The sequence below is a fragment of the uncultured Sphingomonas sp. genome, assembly GCF_937859915.1.
GTDB lineage: Bacteria > Pseudomonadota > Alphaproteobacteria > Sphingomonadales > Sphingomonadaceae > Solisphingomonas.
Window position 1 is genome coordinate 1 of the sequence record NZ_CALMAW010000077.1, and the last position, 17,869, is coordinate 17,869.

The following is a 17,869-nucleotide window of genomic DNA, read 5'->3' on the forward strand; positions in this document are numbered from 1 at the left end:
CGACAACCTGGTGGTCACCGAGTCTGCGCCTCCCGGCTCGGGCGGCGGCGGCGGGGTCAGCCGCAGCGCCAGCACCTCAAGCCGGCGCGTCTCGTGCACGGCGGGCACCGCGACGTTAAGATACAGCAGCGACGCGATGAGCCCACCGACGACGACCAGCGCCCCGGCGGCGGCAGGTCCCCGCGTACGGCCCGATGTCTGATAGGCGGAGCGTTGCCAGATCTCGTCGGCGACGGGCGGCTGGCGGACGATGACGGGCGCGCGCGGCGGCGACACGGCACGGCTGCGCGCGTCCGGCTCGACATGGTCCAGCGTCGGGCTGATCTCGAAAATCGCTCCGTCTCCCCTGTTCGGCACCGCGCCTCCGTTGCCGGATACGCTAATGCGAGACATTCTCATAGCGACTCGCGCTTTAGGCGTCGAGCGTGAATCCGTTCAGCCGCGGATCAGCGTGATCCGCCAGCCAGCCGCGAACCTGCGCGAGGAAGCGCGGCGTCGCGGTCTCGGTCAGCCGCGCCAGCCAGGACAGCGCCTCGTCGATGCGCCCCTCACTGGCCAGCATCCGCGCATGATTGAACTGACCGCGGAAATCGCCGGCCTCGGCGGCGCGGCGATAGTGATCGGCCGCGGCGGCGCGGTCCGCCCCGACCACCCAGCCATCCTCGTAGAAGCTGCCGATCATGGTGACCGACTTGGCGTGGCCGAGCGCCGCCGCGCGACGGAACAAGGCGAGCGCTTGCGGCCGATCGCGCACGACGCCCTCGCCGAGCGCGAGCAGCGTCGCGAGATTGTACATCCCCCAATCGAGCCCGCGTTTGGCCGCGGCGCGATACCAGCGCGCCGCCAGCGGCGTGTCGACCGCGGTGCCCCAGCCATGTTCGGCGCAGCGGCCGACCATGTTCATGCCGACCGCATCGCCCGCCTGCGCCGCCGCGCCGAACCAGCGTAGCGCCGCGGCCGGATCGCGCGCCACGCCCTGACCATCGAGCAGCAGCTGTCCGAGCAGCAGCTGCGCCTGGACCACCCCGCCCTCGGCGGCGACGCGCAGCAGCCCCGCAACCTCGTCCGGCGGCCCGGACAGCGCCGCGCGCAGCGCCTGCGCGTCCATCGCGTTGAGCGCGGCAAGGTCGGTCATGCCGGCGCGCCTCAATAGCGCAGGCTGACCGTGCCCAGGATCGTCCGGCCCGCGGCCTGGTGCGCATAGTGGGTGGCATAGGCCTGGTCGTAATAGAGTTTGTTGGTGAGGTTGAGCGCGTCGACCTTGAGCCCGATCCTGTCGGTGAGCTGATAGGCCGCATTGGCGTCGAAGCGCCAATAGTGCGGCACATAGGTGTCGCGCGTCTTCTGGATCACGATCGCGCCGTTCTGGATCGTGCGCAGGTCGGAGAAGCCGCCATAGACCTTGCCCATGTAGATCGCCCCGCCGCCCAGCGTCAGCTTGTGCGTTACCTTGTAGTTGGTGAAGGTGGTGAAGCTGTATTTGGCGGTGTTGGGGAAAGGGTGGCCGGTCGCGGCGGCGGGTGCGGTCAGCGTCAGCGTGCCGACGGTGGTCGCGGTGACGCCCGCGTTAGTGACCTTGGACGGCATGTAGCTGAACCCGCCGAACACGTTCCAATGCTCGGTGATGTTGCCGTTGTAGCTGATCTCGGCACCGCGCACGCGCTTGTCGCCGACATAGGAGATGGTGCCGTCGGGATTGGTGGTGCGCGCGTTGACCGTCTTGGTCTGGAAGATGTCGGCGGTCAGCGAAAGCGCGTTATCGAACAGGTCCCATTTGGTGCCGACTTCATAGGAGGTCGTCTTCTGCACCTTGAGGTCGTTGGGGCTGATCCCCGCGGTGGTCAGCGCATTGTCCTCCGAACCTTGCGCCAGGAACGAACCCGGCGGCACCGCCGAGGTGCCGGTCGAGAAATAGACGCTGCCATTGGGCCGCGGCTTGAGCACGACGCCGGCCGAATAGGTCCAGAGATTGTCCTTCTTGTCGATCCAGACGCGGTTGGTGGTCGCGGTCGCGAGCAGCGCGGCGCTCGCGCGCGTGTCATAATGGTCGTAGCGGCCGCCGATGTTGAACAGTAGCCAGTCGGTCACCGTGATCGTGTCGTAGGCCGCGGCCGACGCGGTGCTCGAGTCCGCCAGCGTTCGTGTCTTGGGCAGGCTGCGGACGATCGTCCCGGTCCACGGATCGTGCGGCGTCGGATTGGCCAGACTCGCGCAATTGAAATTCGGCACGGACGCCGGCGTCGGGCAAGGGACGGACAGCGGTAGCGCCGTGCCCAGCGCGGCGTTCGAGACATAGCTGCCATAGCCCGACTGCTGCGCGCTATATTCGAGCGACGCGGCGAAGCTGTGCTTCAGGCCGCCGGTGTCGAACTTGCCCGAGAGATCGGCCTGGTCGACCATCCCCGACTCGGTCGAGTAGCGCGACAGCGCGCGGCGCCCGACGGTGCCATAGGTGAAGACATTGCCCTTCGAGTCATCGGGCTGCGACCAGACATAGTCCTGGGTGGTATGGGTATAGCTCGCGGTGTTGCGCAGCGTGAAGCCATTGTCGAACGCGTGCGCGAAGCGGACGCTCGCCTCGTTGACGTTGGTCGTGCGGAAGTCGCGGTCGATCAGGCCATAATAAGCGTCGCGCGGGCGCAGCGCGGTGGTGACCGGCGCGCTCTCGGCATGGGCGGTCGGCTGGTTGGCGAGCACCGTATAATAAGGGATGCCCGAGTCCGGCAGCTCGGTGGTGTGGAGATGGTAGAAGTCGAAGGTCAGGCTGGTCGGGCCGGTCAGCCCGATCTTGAGCGACGGCGCGATGCCCCAGCGCTTCTGCCAGATGTCGGCACGGCCGGCAAAACCCTGGTCATGATACATGCCGTTGAGGCGGAAGCCGATGACATCATTGAGCGGCGCGTTGATGTCGATCGTCGCGCGCTTGTAGTCGGCGCTGCCATAGGTGCCGTCGGCGGTGATGAAGCGGTCGGCGGTCGGCTTCTTCGAGACGATGTTGATCGAGCCGCCGGCGTTGCCGCTGCCGTTGGTGACGCTGTCCGATCCCTTGACGACCTCGATCGAGTCGATGTCGAACGTCTCGCGCACCTGTGCGGCGATATCGCGCACGCCGTCGATATAGGTCGAATTGCTGCTGTCGAAGCCGCGGATGAAGGGGCGGTCGCCGAGCGGGTTGCCGCCCTCGCCCGCGCCCATCGTGATGCCGGGGACCGTGCGCAGCGCCTCGGCCAGCGTGGTGGACGCCGTGTCCTTGATCAGCTGCTGCGGGATCACGGTGATCGACCGCGGTGTGTCGACCAGCGGCGCGGTATATTTGGGCGAGTCGAGCCGATCGGTGCGGTAGCTGCCCTCGACGATTGCGCTGTCGGTGACGGTGACGCCGCCGAGATTGGCGGGCTTGTCGGGCTCGTTCGCGGCCTGGGCGTGGGCGGGAAACGCCGAGGACAGCGCGCCGACGCAGCCCAGGGCAAGGAAGCCCGGCGCGATCTGACGGGAACGGGCGGTAATGACCGACATGGAGGACCCCTTATTTGCTACGCACTCGCGTTAGCGATGTCGCCGCTTATTGCGAATGAGTATCATTCGTCAATTGCATTGTGGGGATAATGGTCATCGCCGCCGTAACAATCTGGGGATCGGGCAACATGCTGGCGTGCAGGCGGAAAATCTTCGCCCCTTAGCTGTGGTCGTTTCGGCGCCGGATCAGCCGGGTTTGTGCGGGGTTGGCCGCGCGGAGGCGGGGTTTGCCGGGACATTATCATGGAACCTGCCGCCGCGAGCCGGGTTAGGCCCTCGCGAGACCTGTTCACTCGCCGACCAACGGTTGGAGGAACGATAGAATGAAGATGATCCTTTTCGCGTCCGCGCTCGCGCTCAGCACGGCCGCCTTCGCGCAGGACACCACGCCTGCCCAGCCCATGCAGCCGGCCGGCGCGGCGATGCCCGACGCCTCGACGCCGCCATCGGCACCGATGACCCCGGACGCCTCGGCCCCGGCCGCAGCGCCCGCAACGCCCGACGCAAGCGGCCCCGCGGCATCGTCGGCGATGCCGGCGACCGGCGCGTCGTCGGTCGACGACAGCAATCTGCCGATGTGCTCGAAGACCGTCACCGACAAGTGCAAGTCGGGCGGCAAGAGCAGCGGCCACAAGACGATGCATCACAAGAAGAAATAAGACGATCGGAGAGGAGCCGGGCGGCGCGAACATCGCCGCCCGGCCGCCTTTGCAAGACGCAAGCGCCCTTCCACGGGCGCTTTTTTATTGCGCCGCGCGCATTCTGCGGTGGTCACCCGGGGTAGAGCCGGGATGACGGCATCTCGACGACGCGGAAGACGCGCGATCCCGACCCGGGGTGCGGCCGGCGCGTCTATTCGGCAGCGCTTGCCAGCGGCGGATCCTTGTAGACCAGCACCGGCTTGCGCGCCGCCGCGGTCTCGTCGAGCCGGCGCCGCGGGGCGTGGATCGGCGCCGCCTTGAGCGCGGGATCGCCCGCCTTGGCGCGTTCGGCCACCGAGCGCAGCGCGCCGATGAACTGGTCGAGCGCAGCCTTGCTCTCGGTCTCGGTCGGCTCGATCAGCATCGCGCCGTGGACGACCAGCGGGAAATACATCGTCATCGGATGGAAGCCCTCGTCGATCAGCCCCTTGGCGATGTCGAGCGTGGTGAAGCCTTCGGCCATGCCATCGTCCGAGAACAGCGCCTCGTGCATGCACGGTCCCGATGCCCCGAACGGGGCCTCGAGCACGTCATCGAGGCTGCGCAGGATATAGTTGGCGGACAGCACCGCATCCTCGCTGACCTGCCGCAGGCCGTCGGCGCCGTGGCTCATCATATACGCGGCGGCGCGGACGAACATGCCCATCTGGCCGTGGAAGGCGACCATCCGGCCGAACGCCTTCTCATGATGCTCCTCGGCGACGGTCTCCTCCTCGACCAGCACATATTTGTCGCCATGCTGCTCGACGAACGGCAGCGGCGCGAACGGCGCGAGCGCTTCCGAGAACACCACCGGCCCCGACCCCGGTCCGCCGCCGCCATGCGGGGTGGAGAAGGTCTTGTGCAGGTTGATGTGCATCGCATCGACGCCAAGGTCGCCCGGCCGCACCGAGCCCACGATCGCGTTGAAATTGGCGCCATCGCAATAGAGATAGGCGCCGACCGCGTGGATCGCGTCGGCGATCGCGATCATGTCGCGCTCGAACAGCCCGCAGGTGTTGGGGTTGGTGATCATCACGCCGGCGACATGCGTGCCGAGCTTGGCTTTGAGCGCATCGAGATCGACGCGGCCTTCGGCGGTCGCCGGGATGCTCTCGACCGCGTAGCCGGCGAAGGCGGCGGTGGCGGGGTTGGTACCGTGCGCGCTCTCGGGAACGAGGATGGTGGTGCGCGCGTCGCCCTGCGCCTCGTGCGCGGCACGGATCGCAAGCAGGCCGCAGAGCTCGCCATGCGCGCCCGCCTTGGGGCTCATCGCGATGCCGGGCATGCCGGTCAGCGTCTTGAGCCACTCGCCGACGAGATGGATCAGGGCGAGAGCCCCCTGCGTGCCGTCGACCGGGGTCAGCGGGTGGAGATCGGCGAAGCCGGGCAGCCGTGCCATCTTTTCGTTGAGGCGAGGATTGTGCTTCATCGTGCACGAGCCGAGCGGGAAGAAGCCGAGGTCGATCCCGTAATTCTGCCGGCTGAGGCGGGTGTAGTGGCGCACCGCCTCGGGCTCGGAGAGGCCGGGAAGCCCGATCGTCCGGTTGCGCTCGAGGCCGTTCAAGCGGCTTGCCACCCTGGGCGGCTCGGGCAGATCGACGCCGGTGCGGTCGATCGAGCCGATCTCGAACAGTAGCGCTTCCTCGAGCATCAGCGCCTTGTTGCCGGTAAAGGTCGTCGGCGCCGCATCGGTGTCGTTGGAGGGCGCCTCGGGGCGCCAGCCGGATGGATTGACGGTCATGCCAGCGCCTCCTCAAGTGCGGCCGCGAGGGCCTGGACGTCTTCGTGGGTTGTCGTCTCGGTCACCGCGACGATCAGCCCCTTCTCCAGCGCCTCGACGCCGGGATAGAGCCGGCCGAGCGACACGCCGCCGAGCACGCCCTTCTCCGCCATCGCGCGCACCACTGGGCGTGCCGCCTCGGGCAGCTTGAGCGTGAACTCGTTGAAGAAGCTGTCGCTGCACAGTTCGACGCCCGGAACCTTGGTCAGCACCTCGGCGGCCTCGACCGCGAGCGCATGGTTGAGCGTCGCCAGATCGCGCAGGCCCTTCTCGCCGAGCAGTGTCATGTGGACCGTGAAGGCCAGCGCGCAAAGGCCTGAATTGGTGCAGATATTGGAGGTCGCCTTCTCGCGGCGGATATGCTGCTCGCGTGTCGACAGCGTCAGCACGAAGCCGCGCTGGCCGGCCGCGTCGACCGTCTCGCCGGCAAGCCGACCCGGCATCTGGCGGACATGTTTGTCGGCGCAGGCGAACAACCCGACATAGGGGCCGCCGAAGTTGAGCCCGACGCCGATCGACTGGCCCTCGCCGACGACGATGTCCGCGCCCATTTCGCCGGGCGACTTGATCAGCCCCAGCGATACCGGCTCGGTCACCACCGCGACGAGCAGCGCGCCCTTTGCGTGGCACGCCGCCGCGAGTTCCGAGAGATCGGCGATGCGGCCGAGGATGCCGGGGTTCTGCACGACGACACAGCTCGTCTCGCTATCGACCGCTGCGATCAGCTTGGCCATTTCCTTCTCGGCGCTGCCGTCGAGACTGGGCAGCGAGGTCAGCAGCTGGTCGCCGGTGAAGCGCGCCATCGTCTTGCACACCGAGACATAATGCGGGTGCAGCCCACCCGACAGGATCGCCTTGCCGCGCTTGGTGATCCGCCGTGCCATCACGATCGCCTCCCAGCAGGCGGTCGAGCCGTCGTACATCGAGGCGTTAGCGACGTCGCAGCCGAACAGCCGGGCGACCTGCGTCTGGAACTCGAACAGGGCCTGCAGCGTCCCTTGCGCGATCTCGGGCTGGTAGGGCGTGTAGCTGGTGAGGAATTCGCCGCGCTGGATGATGTGGTCGACCGACGCCGGGACATGGTGGCGATAGGCGCCGGCCCCCAGGAAAAAAGGCTGGTCGCCCGCCGCTTGGTTTTTGCGCGCGAGGGCGGTCAGCTGGCGTTCGACCACCTGCTCGCTCTGGTGCATCGGCAGGTCGCGGATCGGGCCGTCGAGCCGGGCCGAGGCGGGCACGTCGACGAACAGATCGTCGACCGAGCCGGCACCGATCACGCCGAGCATCGCCTGCCGGTCTTCGGGTTGGAGGGGCAGATAGCGCATCAAGCGGGTTTCCTCATCGAAAAGCGGAGGCGGATGTAATCGGCGACCCAGCTGCCGTCGGGCCGGCGGAGGTCGGGGATGAGGCGGGTCTCGACGGCGTCGGCGATCGCCGATTGATCGTCGGGCGAGAGGCCGAGCTCGGTCATCAGGCCGGTGAAGAAGGTCTTGATCCAGCCCGACACGCCGGTGGGCAGCGGCGTCGGTCGCGGGATCAGCTGCGCGTCGATCGCGACGAAGCCCGCGGCGGCATAGACCGCGCCGAACGCCTCGACGCTGGGGTACCAATGGACGTGCGCCTGGGGCAGCGACAGGCCGCGCGTCGCGAGCTCCTCGTCCATGCCGCGCCACAGCGACGCGCAATTGCCCGCGCCGCCCATCTCGCCGACGAAGCGGCCGCCGGGCTTGAGCGCGGCGAACACGCCTGTGGCAACACCCGCCGCATCGCGCATCCAGTGCAGCGCGGCGTTGGAGAAGGCGGCGTCGAATTCGGGGCCGAAGTCGAGCGCCTGCGCGTCGGCGACATGCGCGTCGAGCCCGCGCGTCCTGGCGGCGGCGATCATTTCGGGCGAGCCATCGATGCCCACGACGGCGGCGCCCGCTGCGACGAGCGCCTCGGTGAGCAGGCCGTCGCCGCAGCCGATGTCGAGGATGCGCTCACCGGCCTGCGGCGCGAGCAATTCGACCACCGGCGCGCCCATGGCGGGCACGAAGGCGGCGTTTTTGCCGTAGTCGCTCGCGTTCCAGCGCTGCTTGTCGGTCATGGCGTCCCCTCCCCGTTCGTCCTGAGCAAAGTCGAAGGACGTGTTACAAACGCCGCGCGTTTAGCCCGCACTTCGACTTCGCTCAGTGCGAACGGATTCCTCGTGGTGCCCCTCAAAGACTCTCGACGAACGCCCTGTACGCTGCGTCGTCCATCAGCCCGTCGAGCTCGGACGGATCGGCCAGCGTCAGCTTGAAGAACCAGCCGTCCTGTTCGGGCGAGGTGTTGACCAGCGCCGGATCGGTCTCAAGCGCGGCGTTCGCTTCGGTCACCGTGCCGGTCACCGGCGCATAGACGTCCGAGGCCGCCTTGACCGATTCGACGACGGCCGCCTCCTTGCCCTTCTCGAGCGCGGTGCCGGCGGGGGGCACCTCGGCGAAGACGATGTCGCCGAGCTGCGCCTGCGCATAGTCGGTGATCCCGACGGTGGCGGTGGTGCCGTCGACGACGATCCACTCATGGTCCTTGGAGAAATAGGTCTGCGCCATGGGTCAGGCTCCCTTGCGGTGATAGCGGTGGGGGACGAAGGGCATCGCGGTGACGACGCCGGTGAAGCTCTTGCCACGCTGCTCGAGCGTGATCCTGGTGCCGGGGACGGCCGAGGCGACCGGCACATAGGCCATCGCGATCGGCTTTTGCAGCGTCGGCGAGAAGCCGCCCGAAGTGACGCGGCCGCCGCCCGCGACGGTGGCGCCCTCGCGGACCGGCTGGCGGCCCTCGACGATGAGACCGACGCGCTTGAGCGGCGCCCCCTGCTCGCGTTCGGCCATGATCCGATCATAGCCCGGGAAGCCGCCCTCCTCGCGCCGCCGCTTGGAGAGCGCGAAGCCGAGACCGGCGGCGACAGGCGTCGTCTCCTCGTCGAGATCGTGGCCGTAGAGCGGCAGGTCGGCCTCGAGCCTGAGCGAGTCGCGCGCGCCCAGACCGATCGGCTTGACCTCGGGCTCGCCGCACAGCGCGTCGGCAACCGCCTCGGCGGCCTCGGCCGGGATCGAGATCTCGAACCCGTCCTCGCCGGTATAGCCCGAGCGGGTGATGAACGCGTCGACCCCGGCGATCTCGAACCGGCCGCCGCTCATGAAGCCGAGCACGTCGAGCGGCCACTCGCCGGTGACGTGGCGGGAGAGCGCGGCGAATGCTTCCGGACCCTGCAGCGCGAGCAGCGCGCGGTCGTCGAGATGGTTGATCGTGATCTCGTCGGGCAGATGCTCGCGCAGATGCGCCAGATCGTCATATTTGGTGGCGCCGTTGACGACCATGTAGATTCCGCCCGGCCAGCGGCTCAGCATCAGATCGTCCAGAATCCCGCCATTCTCCGCGAGCAGCAACGAATAGCGCATCTTGCCCAGCGCTAAGCTCTTCACGTCGGCGGGGACGAGCGCCTCGATCGCGTCGTCGAGGCCCTCGAAACCTTCGTCCGCGGACAGCAGCAGCTGCCCCATATGGCTGACGTCGAACAGCCCGGCATGCGCGCGGACCCACTGATGCTCGGGCATGATGCCCTCATACTGGATCGGCATGCGATAGCCGGCGAACGCGACCATCCGCGCACCCTTGGCTTCGTGCCAGGCGTCCAGCGGCAGCGCGGCAGGGCCTTCGTCGATGACGTCGTCGTCGGCGACGCCGTCGGTCTGGGCGGGGGCGTCTGTCATGGAAATCTCCGTACCGGTGACGAGGCGACGCGGCGGCCACCGCCGCGCAATCCTCGCCCCCTCTGTCACGGAACCTGAGAGCTTTCGCGCGCTCACGCGAGCCCGCTTACCCCTTCGGTGGGGCGGCCGGTCGCTTATGCGACCGCCACCCGCTTTCCAGAGTGCTCCTGATCTGCCCGCGCGGTCCCGAGGCCTGAGAGATTCCGGGGCGGTTGCTCCTTCGGCGGCGACGGCCCTTGCGGACCGCCACGCTCTCCCGCGCGTGCAGCCGACGGTCACCCGCCGGAAGCGCCCCCGAAGTGGCGGAGGCGCCGGTGCGTGTCAATCGGCTGTGCGATAAATGCTGGTACGACAGCGTCTGCGGTGGACGTCGCCGCTTTTTGCATCGCGCCGGGCCGAGCCGGGATCATCGCGCCGTCGCGCGCAGAGCACGCCATCGCCTCGGTCGCAAGACTAGGCGCCGCCGACGGGCTCGTCCTCGCCGGGGCGCGCCGCAATGCCGTTCGTCCGCATATAGTCGGCAAGGCGGCGCCTGAGCCCCGCCTCGTCATTAGGGCTCCAAAGTTCGCCGTCGACGACCGACAATAGCTCGGCCAAGCGGTGGAGCGGGATCCGGACATTCTGCTCGCGAAGTTCGGCGGCGGCGTCTTGCGGTTTCATCGGGACCTCCACGGGTTCACGGGGCCAAGCCGCCGCGACCGGATTAGGTTCCCCCATCGGTGCAGCAAGGCGCGCAGCGACGCGGTTCGATGCAGCACCGCGCGGGCTGCGCCTCACGCCGCCGCGCCGCGCTGGCGATAGAGGGCAAGAATGGCGGCCGAGCCCTCGTCGGACAGCACGGTCGCAAGGCCCCGCGCGGCGCCCTCGGCCGCGACCGCCGCCCGCGTTGCCATGCTGGCCTCATAGGCCTCGACCGCCGCCCAACCGCCGCCGCCGCCAAGCGCCGCGGCCAGATCCGCGGCATCGATCAATGCGAGATTGACCCCTTCGCCGCTGAATGGCGACATGACATGGGCCGCGTCGCCAAGCAGCGTCACCCCGCGCCGGCTCGGCCAGGCATGACCGATCGGCAGCGCATGGAGTGGCCTGACCCCCAGTAGCTCGCCCTCTTCGACGAGCGTGCGCAGCGACGGGGCCCATCCGGCGAAGGCGGCCAGCACATCGGTCCGGATCGTGTCGGCAGGCGCTGCCGCCCACGCCCGCGCGATCGCCTCGGGCCGGCGTAGCCCCGCATAGCCGCGGATATGCCCGCCCCCATTGCGCTGCGCGATCAGGACGCGGTTGTCGCCGGCTGCGAACATCTTGCCGCGGCCGACCAGCGCGTCGACCGAAGGATGCCGTGCCGCATCGAAACCGAGTTCGACCATCACCGCGCCTTCGTAGACGGGCTGCGCCACACTGAGCAGGGGACGGACGCGCGACCACGCGCCGTCCGCGCCGACCACGACGTCGAACGTGTCGGCCCTGCCGTCGGCCACGACACGGACGGCGTCGCCTTCGGGCGCGACGGCCGCGACGCCGCTGCCCCAACGTACCGTGCCGGGCACAAGCGACTCGAGGAGGATTTGGCGAAGCACGGCGCGGTCGATCTCGGGACGGTCATCGTCGACGCCATCCCGGTCGAAGAGCAGCGTGCCGTTCGGGTCGTAGAGGCGATCGCCCTGGTCTTCGGGGCGCGCCGCCGCCAGGAAGGCGGACTCGAGACCGGCCAGGCGCATCGCGCGCTGCCCCGTATCGGGATGGAGATCGAGCGACCCGCCCTGCAGCCGGTCGCCGGCATGCGCGTCGCGTTCGAAGACGGTGGCGGCGATCCCGCGGCACTGTAACAGCCGCGCCAGCATCAGGCCGCCCGGCCCGCCTCCCACGATCGCGATACGAGATGGACTTTGCATGGTGGCGGCTCCATATTGATAGGTAGCTATGTATATGAACATAGGAACCTATGCAATGCCGCACCGAGACGATTGGGATCCGCACGCGCATCCCAGCCACTATTTCAGCCGGATCGGCCGGGCGCTGACCCGGATCGGCGACGCGCGGCTGCGCGCGGTCGGTCTGGCGACGGCGCAGCTGCCGGTGCTGTCGATGCTCAGCGGGGGCCGGCAACTCTCGCAGACCGAGCTCGCCCGACGTGCCAAGGTCGAGCAGCCATCGATGGCGCAACTGCTGATTCGCATGGAACGCGACGGGCTGATCCGCCGCGACCTCGACCCATCGGACAAACGAAGCAGCCTGGTCATGCTGACCGAGGAGGCCGAGCGCCGCCTGCCCGCCGGTCGCGAGGTCATCCTGCACAGCAATGCCGACCTGACGCGCGGCCTGTCGGCGGCGGAGATCCGGGCCTTGCTCGATCTGCTCGGCCGCGTGCTCCACAATGTCGACCAGATCGAGGACTGACCGGCCCGCGACCGGTTAGCCCGGACGGCGCCGCCCGATCACAACAGCTTGTCGAGCGTGATCGGCAGATCGCGGATGCGCTTTCCGGTCGCGTTGTAGACCGCGTTGGCGACCGCGGCGGCGACGCCGGTGATGCCGATCTCGCCGATGCCGTGCGCGCCCATCGGCGTATGCGGGTCGGCGATGTCGGTCCAGATCACGTCGATCTCGGGCACGTCCCTATGCACCGGGATGTGATATTCGGAGAGGCTCGGGTTCATGATCCGGCCGTTGCGCTCGTCGAACTGGGTTTCCTCCATCAGCGCCATGCCCAGCCCCATGATGATTCCGCCGCGGAACTGGCTCCGCGCGGTCTTGGCGTTGAGGATGCGGCCGCAATCGAACGAGCCGAGGAAGCGGCTGACGCGCGTCTCGCCGGTGACCGTGTTGACGCGAACCTCGCAGAACATCGCGCCGTGCGAATGCATCGACCAGTGCATCAGCTCGAGCGGCGGCGACGCCTCCTCGGCCGCGACGACGGTCTCGCGCTGGGCGCGGTCGAGGATCGAGGCATAGCTTTCGCGCCGCGTCGGCTCGTCGAGCTTGACGAGGCCGCCGTCCTCGCAGCCGACCTCGTCGGCGGAGAGGCCGGCCAGCGGCGAGTCGTTGCCGGCGAGCTTGAGCAGGTCGGCGACGAGTGCGCGGTGCGCCGCGATCACCGCCGCCCCGATCGCCGCGGTCTGTTGCGACCCGCCGGCGAGGATCGCACCCGGGATGATCGAATCGCCATAGCGGACCTCGACCGCGTCGATCGGCAGGCCGAGCCGCTCGGCGGCGACCATCGTCGTCGTCGTCGCAGTCCCCATCCCCATCTCGTGCGCGGCGACCTCGACGACGGCCTTGCCGTCGCGGCCGAGCGTGATCCGCGCCGCAGCACCCGGCATCCGGTAATAGGGGTAGGTCGCGGTCGCGCAGCCCATGCCGATCAGCCATTCACCCTCGCGGCGGGTGCCCGGCGTCGCGCTGCGCTGCGCCCAGCCGAACCGGTCCGCGCCCGCTCGCCAGGCCTCGACGATGTCGCGCGACGAGAAGGGCAGGCCCGAGGTCGGGTCCTTGTCCGGCTCGTTGCGGATGCGCAGCGCGATCGGATCGATGCCGAGCTCGACCGCCATCTCGTCGATCGCCGATTCGAGCGCGAACGTGCCGACCGACTCGCCCGGCGCGCGCATGAAGGTGTTGGCGAGCATGTTCATCGTCACCGTCTCGACCGACAGGCTGAAACTGTCCGCGGCATAGCCCGAGCGCGTCCCCAGGATGAACGGTTCGGGCATGTTGTTGTGCGGGCTCATCGCCGCGATGCCGCTATGGATGAGCGCGCGGAAACGGCCGTCGGCCTCGGCGCCGATCGCGACGCGCTGCTCGGTCAGAGTCCGGCCGCCGACGCCGCGGTACACGCCCTCGCGCGACAGCACGATGCGCACCGGCCGGGCGGCCAGCCGCGCGGCGGCAGCGCCGAGGATCTGGTGATCCCACAGGCATTTGCCGCCGAAACCCCCGCCGACATAGGGCGAGGTGACGCGAACCTGCGCGACGTCGAGGTCGAACACGCCGGCGAGCGTCGCGGCTTCGGCGGAAACGAGCTGGCTGGCATCGTGGACGACGAGTCCGCCATCGATCCAGGCGATCGTCGCGCCGTGCAGCTCGATGGCATTATGGTTGTGGCGCGGCGTCCGGTACAGTTGGTCGACGCGGTGCGGCGCCGCCGCCAGCATCGCCTCGGCGTCGCCGATCTCGTTGCGCAGCGGCTGGCCCATGAACAGCCCGGGCTGTGGACCGGCCGCCTTGGCCGCCGCGAGCGAGGTCGTCGCGGGCTCGGGCGCATAGGTCGCGCCGATCAGCGACACCGCATGATCCGCCTGCTCCTGCGTTTCGGCGAGCACCACCGCGATCGGCTGCCCGTTCCAGTGGATGCGGTCGTCCTGCATGATCGGCAGGTCGGCGGGGCCCGCCGCCTCGGGCGAGGAGCCGAACACCGCCGGCTGGTTCATCCGCGGCGCATTATGGTGGGTCATCACCAGCACCACCCCGGGCGCGGCTTCGGCGGCCGCGACGTCGAGCCCGGCGATCCGCCCGCGCGGGATGGTCGCGTAGGCGAGCGCCGCATAGACCATGTCGTCGAGCGGGAATTCGGCCGCGAAGCGCGCGGCGCCCTGCACCTTAAGCGGCCCGTCGAGCCGCGACAGCGCCGCACCGATCACGCCATGCTGCCGCCGGATCAGCGGATCGGGGATACCGCCCGGGATCCAGCTGTCGGGGGCGAGCGGCACCAGCTTGCCCATCGCTGCCTGGATCGTCGCCTGGGCCGCGCCCTTGGCGGCATCGAGGATGCTCATGCTGTCGCTCCGACAAGATCGCCAAGCGTGGCGACAAGGGTCCGTGTGGCGAGCTCGACCTTGAAACCATTGTCGCGCAGCGGCGCGGCATCGGCGAATTCGGCGGCGGCGGCGGCGCGAATCGCCGCCGGGGTGGCCGGGCCGCCGCGCAGCAGCGCCTCCGCCCTCGCCGCACGCCACGGCTTGTGCGCGACGCCGCCGAACGCGATCCGCACGTCGGCGATCCGGTCGCCGTCGAGTTCGATCACCGCGGCGACCGACACCAGCGCGAAGGCATAGCTCGCCCGGTCGCGGACCTTGCGGTAGGTCGAGCGCGCCGCGGCCGGCAGCGGCGGCAGCGCGATCGCGGTGATCAGCTCGCCGGGCGCCAGCATCGTGTCGCGCTCGGGATGCTCCCCCGGCAGGCGGTGCAGCTCGGCGAAGGGCAATGTCCGGGCGCCTTGCGCCGACTGGAGCTGGACCGTCGCATCGAGCGCGGCGAGCGCGACGCACATGTCAGACGGGTGCGTCGCGACGCAGGCCGGCGACGCGCCGAGGATCGCATGGTTGCGGTTGAACCCCGCGACCGCGTCGCAGCCCGAACCGGGCGCGCGCTTGTTGCAGCGCGATCCGTCGCTGTCGTAGAAATAGGCGCAGCGCGTCCGCTGGAGCAGATTGCCGCCGACCGTCGCCATGTTGCGGATCTGCGCCGAGGCGCCGGCGAGCAACGCGCGCCCGAGCACGGGATAGCGAGTCCTGACCAGGCGATGCTCGGCGAGCGCGCTGTTGCGCACCGCGGCGCCGATCAGCAGGCCGCCCTCGTCGGTCTCCTCGATCGCGCCCGGCAGGCCGCTGACGTCGACGAGACGCGCGGGCTGCGCGATCGTCTCGCGCATCAGGTCGACGAGATTGGTGCCGCCGCCGAGATAGGCGGTGCCGTCGCGCGCGGCGAGGCGCAGCGCGTCGTCGGGGTCGGCGGCGCGCGCATAGGTGAAGGGGGTCATGCCGCCAGCTCCGCCGCAACCATCTCGCCGATCGCGTCGATGATCCCGTTATGCGCGCCGCAGCGGCACAGATTGCCGCTCATCCGCTCCTGCAGCTCTTCACGACTGAGCGTCACCGCGGCGGTGAGGTCGGCGGTGACATGGCTCGCCGCGCCCCGCCTGGCCTCGGTCGCCATCCCGATCGCCGAGCAGATCTGGCCGGGCGTGCAATAGCCGCATTGGAAGCCGTCATGCTCGATGAAGGCCTGCTGCAGCGGATGCAGCACGCCGCCTTCCGCCAGACCTTCGATGGTGGTCACCGCACGGCCGTCATATTGCACCGCGAGCGCCAGGCAGGAGAGGATGCGCTCGCCGTCGACGAGCACCGTACAGGCGCCGCAGGCGCCCTGGTTGCAGCCCTTCTTGGTGCCGGCGAGGTGCAAGTCCTCGCGCAGGAAGTCGAGCAGCGACACGCGCGGATCCTGGGGCAGCTCGGCCAAAGCCCCGTTGATCGATATCGACATCGCGACGTCCCTCTCACACGGCATGGCGCGGCGCGCACCCAAGCCCATCACCGACATATAGCCGCACCCCACCGCGCCGCAAATCGATCAACCCCGCATCGTCGACGGGTGGCCGCGACCGGTTAGCCGAGCGTGCGCGCGAAGAAGGCGAGCATCGCGCGCCAGCCACGTTCGGCCGCCGCCTTGTCGTAAACCGGGAAATCGGGCTTCATCCAGCCATGCGCCGCGGGATAGGTTTCGGTGCGATAGTGGACCTGCGCGGCATCGAGCGCCTGCTCGAAGCGCTGCGCCATCGCCGGCGGATAGCTGCCGTCCTGCTCGGCCGCGGCGATGTAGAGCTCAGCCTTCAGTGCGGGTGCGTAGCCATGCGGGCTGTCCGCGGCGTCGGTGGCGAGATTGCCGCCATGGAAGCTGGCGACGGCGGCGAAGCGGTCCGGCCGGTGGCCCGCCGCCGCGATCGCCATGCCGCCTCCCATGCAGAAGCCGACCGCGCCGACGGTCTCGCCGCGGACGTCGCTGCGGCCGTCGAGATAGGCCAGGAAGGCGTCGGTATCCTCGGCCGCCCTGGCATTGCCCGTCGTCGCCATCAGCGGCCCCAGCGTCGCGCGGACGTCGCCCTTGAACACCTCTGTGGGAACGAACGGACCATAGGGCCCGTAGCGATAGAAGAGATCGGGCAGCAGCACGACATAGCCGGCGTTGGCCAGCCGCTCGGCCATGCCGAGCACCGCCGGCCTTATGCCGCCCGCGTCCATGTAGAAGAGGATCGCCGGGCCGGTGCGATCGGCGCCGGGGGTGAAGAGATGCGCGGGGCAGTCGCCGTCGCGCGTGGTGATGATCGTCTGCTCATGCGACATGCTCTCGCTCCTTCCGCCGTCGTCCGCGGTGACACCGCTCACGGGACGCCGATGACGCCCGTCGGCTGGGCGGGATAGGAGTCGAGCAGTGCGCGGATCAGGTCGGTAGCGACGGTCGCATTGCCCCCCTTGGCGATACCCGCCTCGCGGACCGTGACCGCAGCGCCGTCCCAGACGATCGCGGTGTCGCCGCGCCGGTGGATGCGCATCTCCAGCCGGGTCCGCTGGAGCCGCACCAGCTCCGAATTGCCGGTGCCGAGCGGCAGTGCGAGACCGGTGCCCGCGATCGACGGCGAGCGCTGCCCCTGGACCTTGCCGACACCCGTGCCGACGTCGCCATGACCGAGGATCAGCTCGACCACGGAGGCGGCATGGCCCGAATCGTTGAATACGGTGAAGCCCCGGGCCGTGAGCGCGGCCGAGGCGGCATCGACGAACACCGCCATGGTCGAGTCGGGATTACCGTCGGCGGTCTTGGCCTCGATCGAGACCGTGCCGCCCGTCGGCGGCGGGCCCGCGGCAAGGGCGCCACCACTCACAAGGATCGATGCCAGGGCCGCCGCAGCGATCCGCTTCACGCTTACTATCATGCGCGGATTGTACCGCCGTCCTGGCCTGTGCGCTACCGGCTCCGTGCGGGAGACGCGGTTCGAAATCCGCGCGCACGGCGCGCCAAGATGAAGCTTCCGTCATATCTCAGCGAGGCAATGCGGTGACATGCTGGCGCAGCAGCGCCGTGCGACGTTGACGACCTTGATGGAGGTCGACATGCAGAATCCCGACCACGCCACCTATCTCGGCGATCGGATCGCCTTCGAGGACCGTGTCGCCGCGCTGGCGCGGTCAGCGGCCGCCCGGCGCATCCATGCCGAGCTGGCGATGCATTATCGAAGCGAATTGGCGCTGTTGCTGGCGCTGCCCGCCCCACGAGGAAAAACCCATGGCTAAGCTGATCCTCGCACTGATCGTCGCGCTCTCGCCGGCCGCCGCCGTCGCACAATCGACGACCGGCACGGCCGGGCCGGCGGCGGCCGGTGCGCCCGC

The 17,869-nt window shown here is 69.2% G+C and carries 18 protein-coding genes and 2 riboswitches; of the genes, 3 read left to right on the top strand and 15 right to left on the bottom strand.

Annotated elements, in window-relative coordinates; translation table 11 throughout:
* The 3 genes from Q0326_RS09995 to Q0326_RS10005 all read right to left on the bottom strand — a co-directional run.
* Positions 1-357 (bottom strand): hypothetical protein (locus tag Q0326_RS09995; RefSeq protein ID WP_298689731.1); only part of this gene is annotated, 357 nt, incomplete at its 3' end.
* 55 nt (positions 358-412) lie between these two features.
* Positions 413-1,135, bottom strand: a complete 723-nt coding sequence (locus Q0326_RS10000; RefSeq protein ID WP_298689733.1) for a tetratricopeptide repeat protein — start codon at positions 1,133-1,135, stop codon at positions 413-415.
* Between the two features lie 11 nt (positions 1,136-1,146).
* Positions 1,147-3,516 (bottom strand): TonB-dependent receptor, encoded by a 2,370-nt coding sequence (locus Q0326_RS10005; RefSeq protein ID WP_298689735.1) that lies wholly within the window; start codon positions 3,514-3,516, stop codon positions 1,147-1,149.
* A gap of 323 nt (positions 3,517-3,839) precedes the next feature.
* Between Q0326_RS10005 and Q0326_RS10010 the strand changes: the two genes are divergently transcribed.
* Positions 3,840-4,175, top strand: coding sequence for a hypothetical protein (locus tag Q0326_RS10010; RefSeq protein WP_298689737.1), 336 nt, complete (start codon positions 3,840-3,842; stop codon positions 4,173-4,175).
* A gap of 193 nt (positions 4,176-4,368) precedes the next feature.
* Here the strand turns inward: Q0326_RS10010 and gcvPB are convergent, their stop codons facing one another.
* From gcvPB to Q0326_RS10045, 7 genes are all read right to left on the bottom strand, one after another.
* On the bottom strand, positions 4,369-5,940 hold the full coding sequence (gene gcvPB, locus Q0326_RS10015; RefSeq protein WP_298689739.1) for an aminomethyl-transferring glycine dehydrogenase subunit GcvPB: 1,572 nt from the start codon (positions 5,938-5,940) through the stop codon (positions 4,369-4,371).
* Positions 5,937-7,301 carry an aminomethyl-transferring glycine dehydrogenase subunit GcvPA gene (gcvPA, locus tag Q0326_RS10020; RefSeq protein ID WP_298689741.1) on the bottom strand — a complete coding sequence of 455 codons (1,365 nt, stop codon included), beginning with the start codon at positions 7,299-7,301 and terminating at the stop codon, positions 5,937-5,939. The genes gcvPB and gcvPA overlap by 4 nt, the downstream gene beginning before the upstream one ends.
* Complete coding sequence (locus tag Q0326_RS10025) at positions 7,301-8,062, bottom strand: class I SAM-dependent methyltransferase (protein WP_298689743.1); 762 nt, start codon at positions 8,060-8,062, stop codon at positions 7,301-7,303. The genes gcvPA and Q0326_RS10025 overlap by 1 nt, the downstream gene beginning before the upstream one ends.
* Before the next feature lie 112 nt (positions 8,063-8,174).
* Positions 8,175-8,549 (bottom strand): glycine cleavage system protein GcvH, encoded by a 375-nt coding sequence (gcvH, locus tag Q0326_RS10030; protein ID WP_298689745.1) that lies wholly within the window; start codon positions 8,547-8,549, stop codon positions 8,175-8,177.
* A gap of 3 nt (positions 8,550-8,552) precedes the next feature.
* Positions 8,553-9,713 carry a glycine cleavage system aminomethyltransferase GcvT gene (gcvT, locus tag Q0326_RS10035; RefSeq protein WP_298689747.1) on the bottom strand — a complete coding sequence of 387 codons (1,161 nt, stop codon included), beginning with the start codon at positions 9,711-9,713 and terminating at the stop codon, positions 8,553-8,555.
* A 52-nt stretch (positions 9,714-9,765) separates the two neighbouring features.
* Positions 9,766-9,883, bottom strand: a riboswitch (glycine riboswitch).
* 1 nt (position 9,884) lies between these two features.
* Positions 9,885-9,982, bottom strand: a riboswitch (glycine riboswitch).
* A gap of 184 nt (positions 9,983-10,166) precedes the next feature.
* Positions 10,167-10,373 (bottom strand): hypothetical protein, encoded by a 207-nt coding sequence (locus tag Q0326_RS10040; RefSeq protein ID WP_298689749.1) that lies wholly within the window; start codon positions 10,371-10,373, stop codon positions 10,167-10,169.
* 113 nt (positions 10,374-10,486) lie between these two features.
* Complete coding sequence (locus Q0326_RS10045; protein ID WP_298689752.1) at positions 10,487-11,605, bottom strand: NAD(P)/FAD-dependent oxidoreductase; 1,119 nt, start codon at positions 11,603-11,605, stop codon at positions 10,487-10,489.
* A gap of 34 nt (positions 11,606-11,639) precedes the next feature.
* On the opposite strand from Q0326_RS10045, the gene Q0326_RS10050 reads away from it, so the two are divergent.
* A complete protein-coding gene (locus Q0326_RS10050) occupies positions 11,640-12,110 on the top strand; it encodes a MarR family transcriptional regulator (RefSeq protein WP_298689754.1) in 471 nt (156 codons plus the stop codon).
* 38 nt (positions 12,111-12,148) lie between these two features.
* Here the strand turns inward: Q0326_RS10050 and Q0326_RS10055 are convergent, their stop codons facing one another.
* The 5 genes from Q0326_RS10055 to Q0326_RS10075 form a co-directional block, all read right to left on the bottom strand.
* A complete protein-coding gene (locus tag Q0326_RS10055) occupies positions 12,149-14,482 on the bottom strand; it encodes a xanthine dehydrogenase family protein molybdopterin-binding subunit (RefSeq protein WP_298689756.1) in 2,334 nt (777 codons plus the stop codon).
* The gene (locus Q0326_RS10060) at positions 14,479-15,465 is read right to left on the bottom strand and encodes a xanthine dehydrogenase family protein subunit M (protein ID WP_298689757.1); all 987 of its coding nucleotides are present in this window, start codon (positions 15,463-15,465) and stop codon (positions 14,479-14,481) included. Before Q0326_RS10060 ends, Q0326_RS10055 begins: the two co-directional genes overlap by 4 nt.
* Positions 15,462-15,968, bottom strand: coding sequence for a 2Fe-2S iron-sulfur cluster-binding protein (locus Q0326_RS10065; protein ID WP_298689759.1), 507 nt, complete (start codon positions 15,966-15,968; stop codon positions 15,462-15,464). Before Q0326_RS10065 ends, Q0326_RS10060 begins: the two co-directional genes overlap by 4 nt.
* A gap of 122 nt (positions 15,969-16,090) precedes the next feature.
* Complete coding sequence (locus Q0326_RS10070; protein WP_298689761.1) at positions 16,091-16,825, bottom strand: dienelactone hydrolase family protein; 735 nt, start codon at positions 16,823-16,825, stop codon at positions 16,091-16,093.
* 38 nt (positions 16,826-16,863) lie between these two features.
* Positions 16,864-17,403, bottom strand: coding sequence for a hypothetical protein (locus Q0326_RS10075; protein ID WP_298689763.1), 540 nt, complete (start codon positions 17,401-17,403; stop codon positions 16,864-16,866).
* Between the two features lie 139 nt (positions 17,404-17,542).
* Here Q0326_RS10075 and Q0326_RS10080 point away from each other — a divergent pair, with 139 nt between their 5' ends.
* On the top strand, positions 17,543-17,773 hold the full coding sequence (locus Q0326_RS10080; protein ID WP_298689765.1) for a hypothetical protein: 231 nt from the start codon (positions 17,543-17,545) through the stop codon (positions 17,771-17,773).
* Positions 17,774-17,869: the final 96 nt, after the last annotated feature.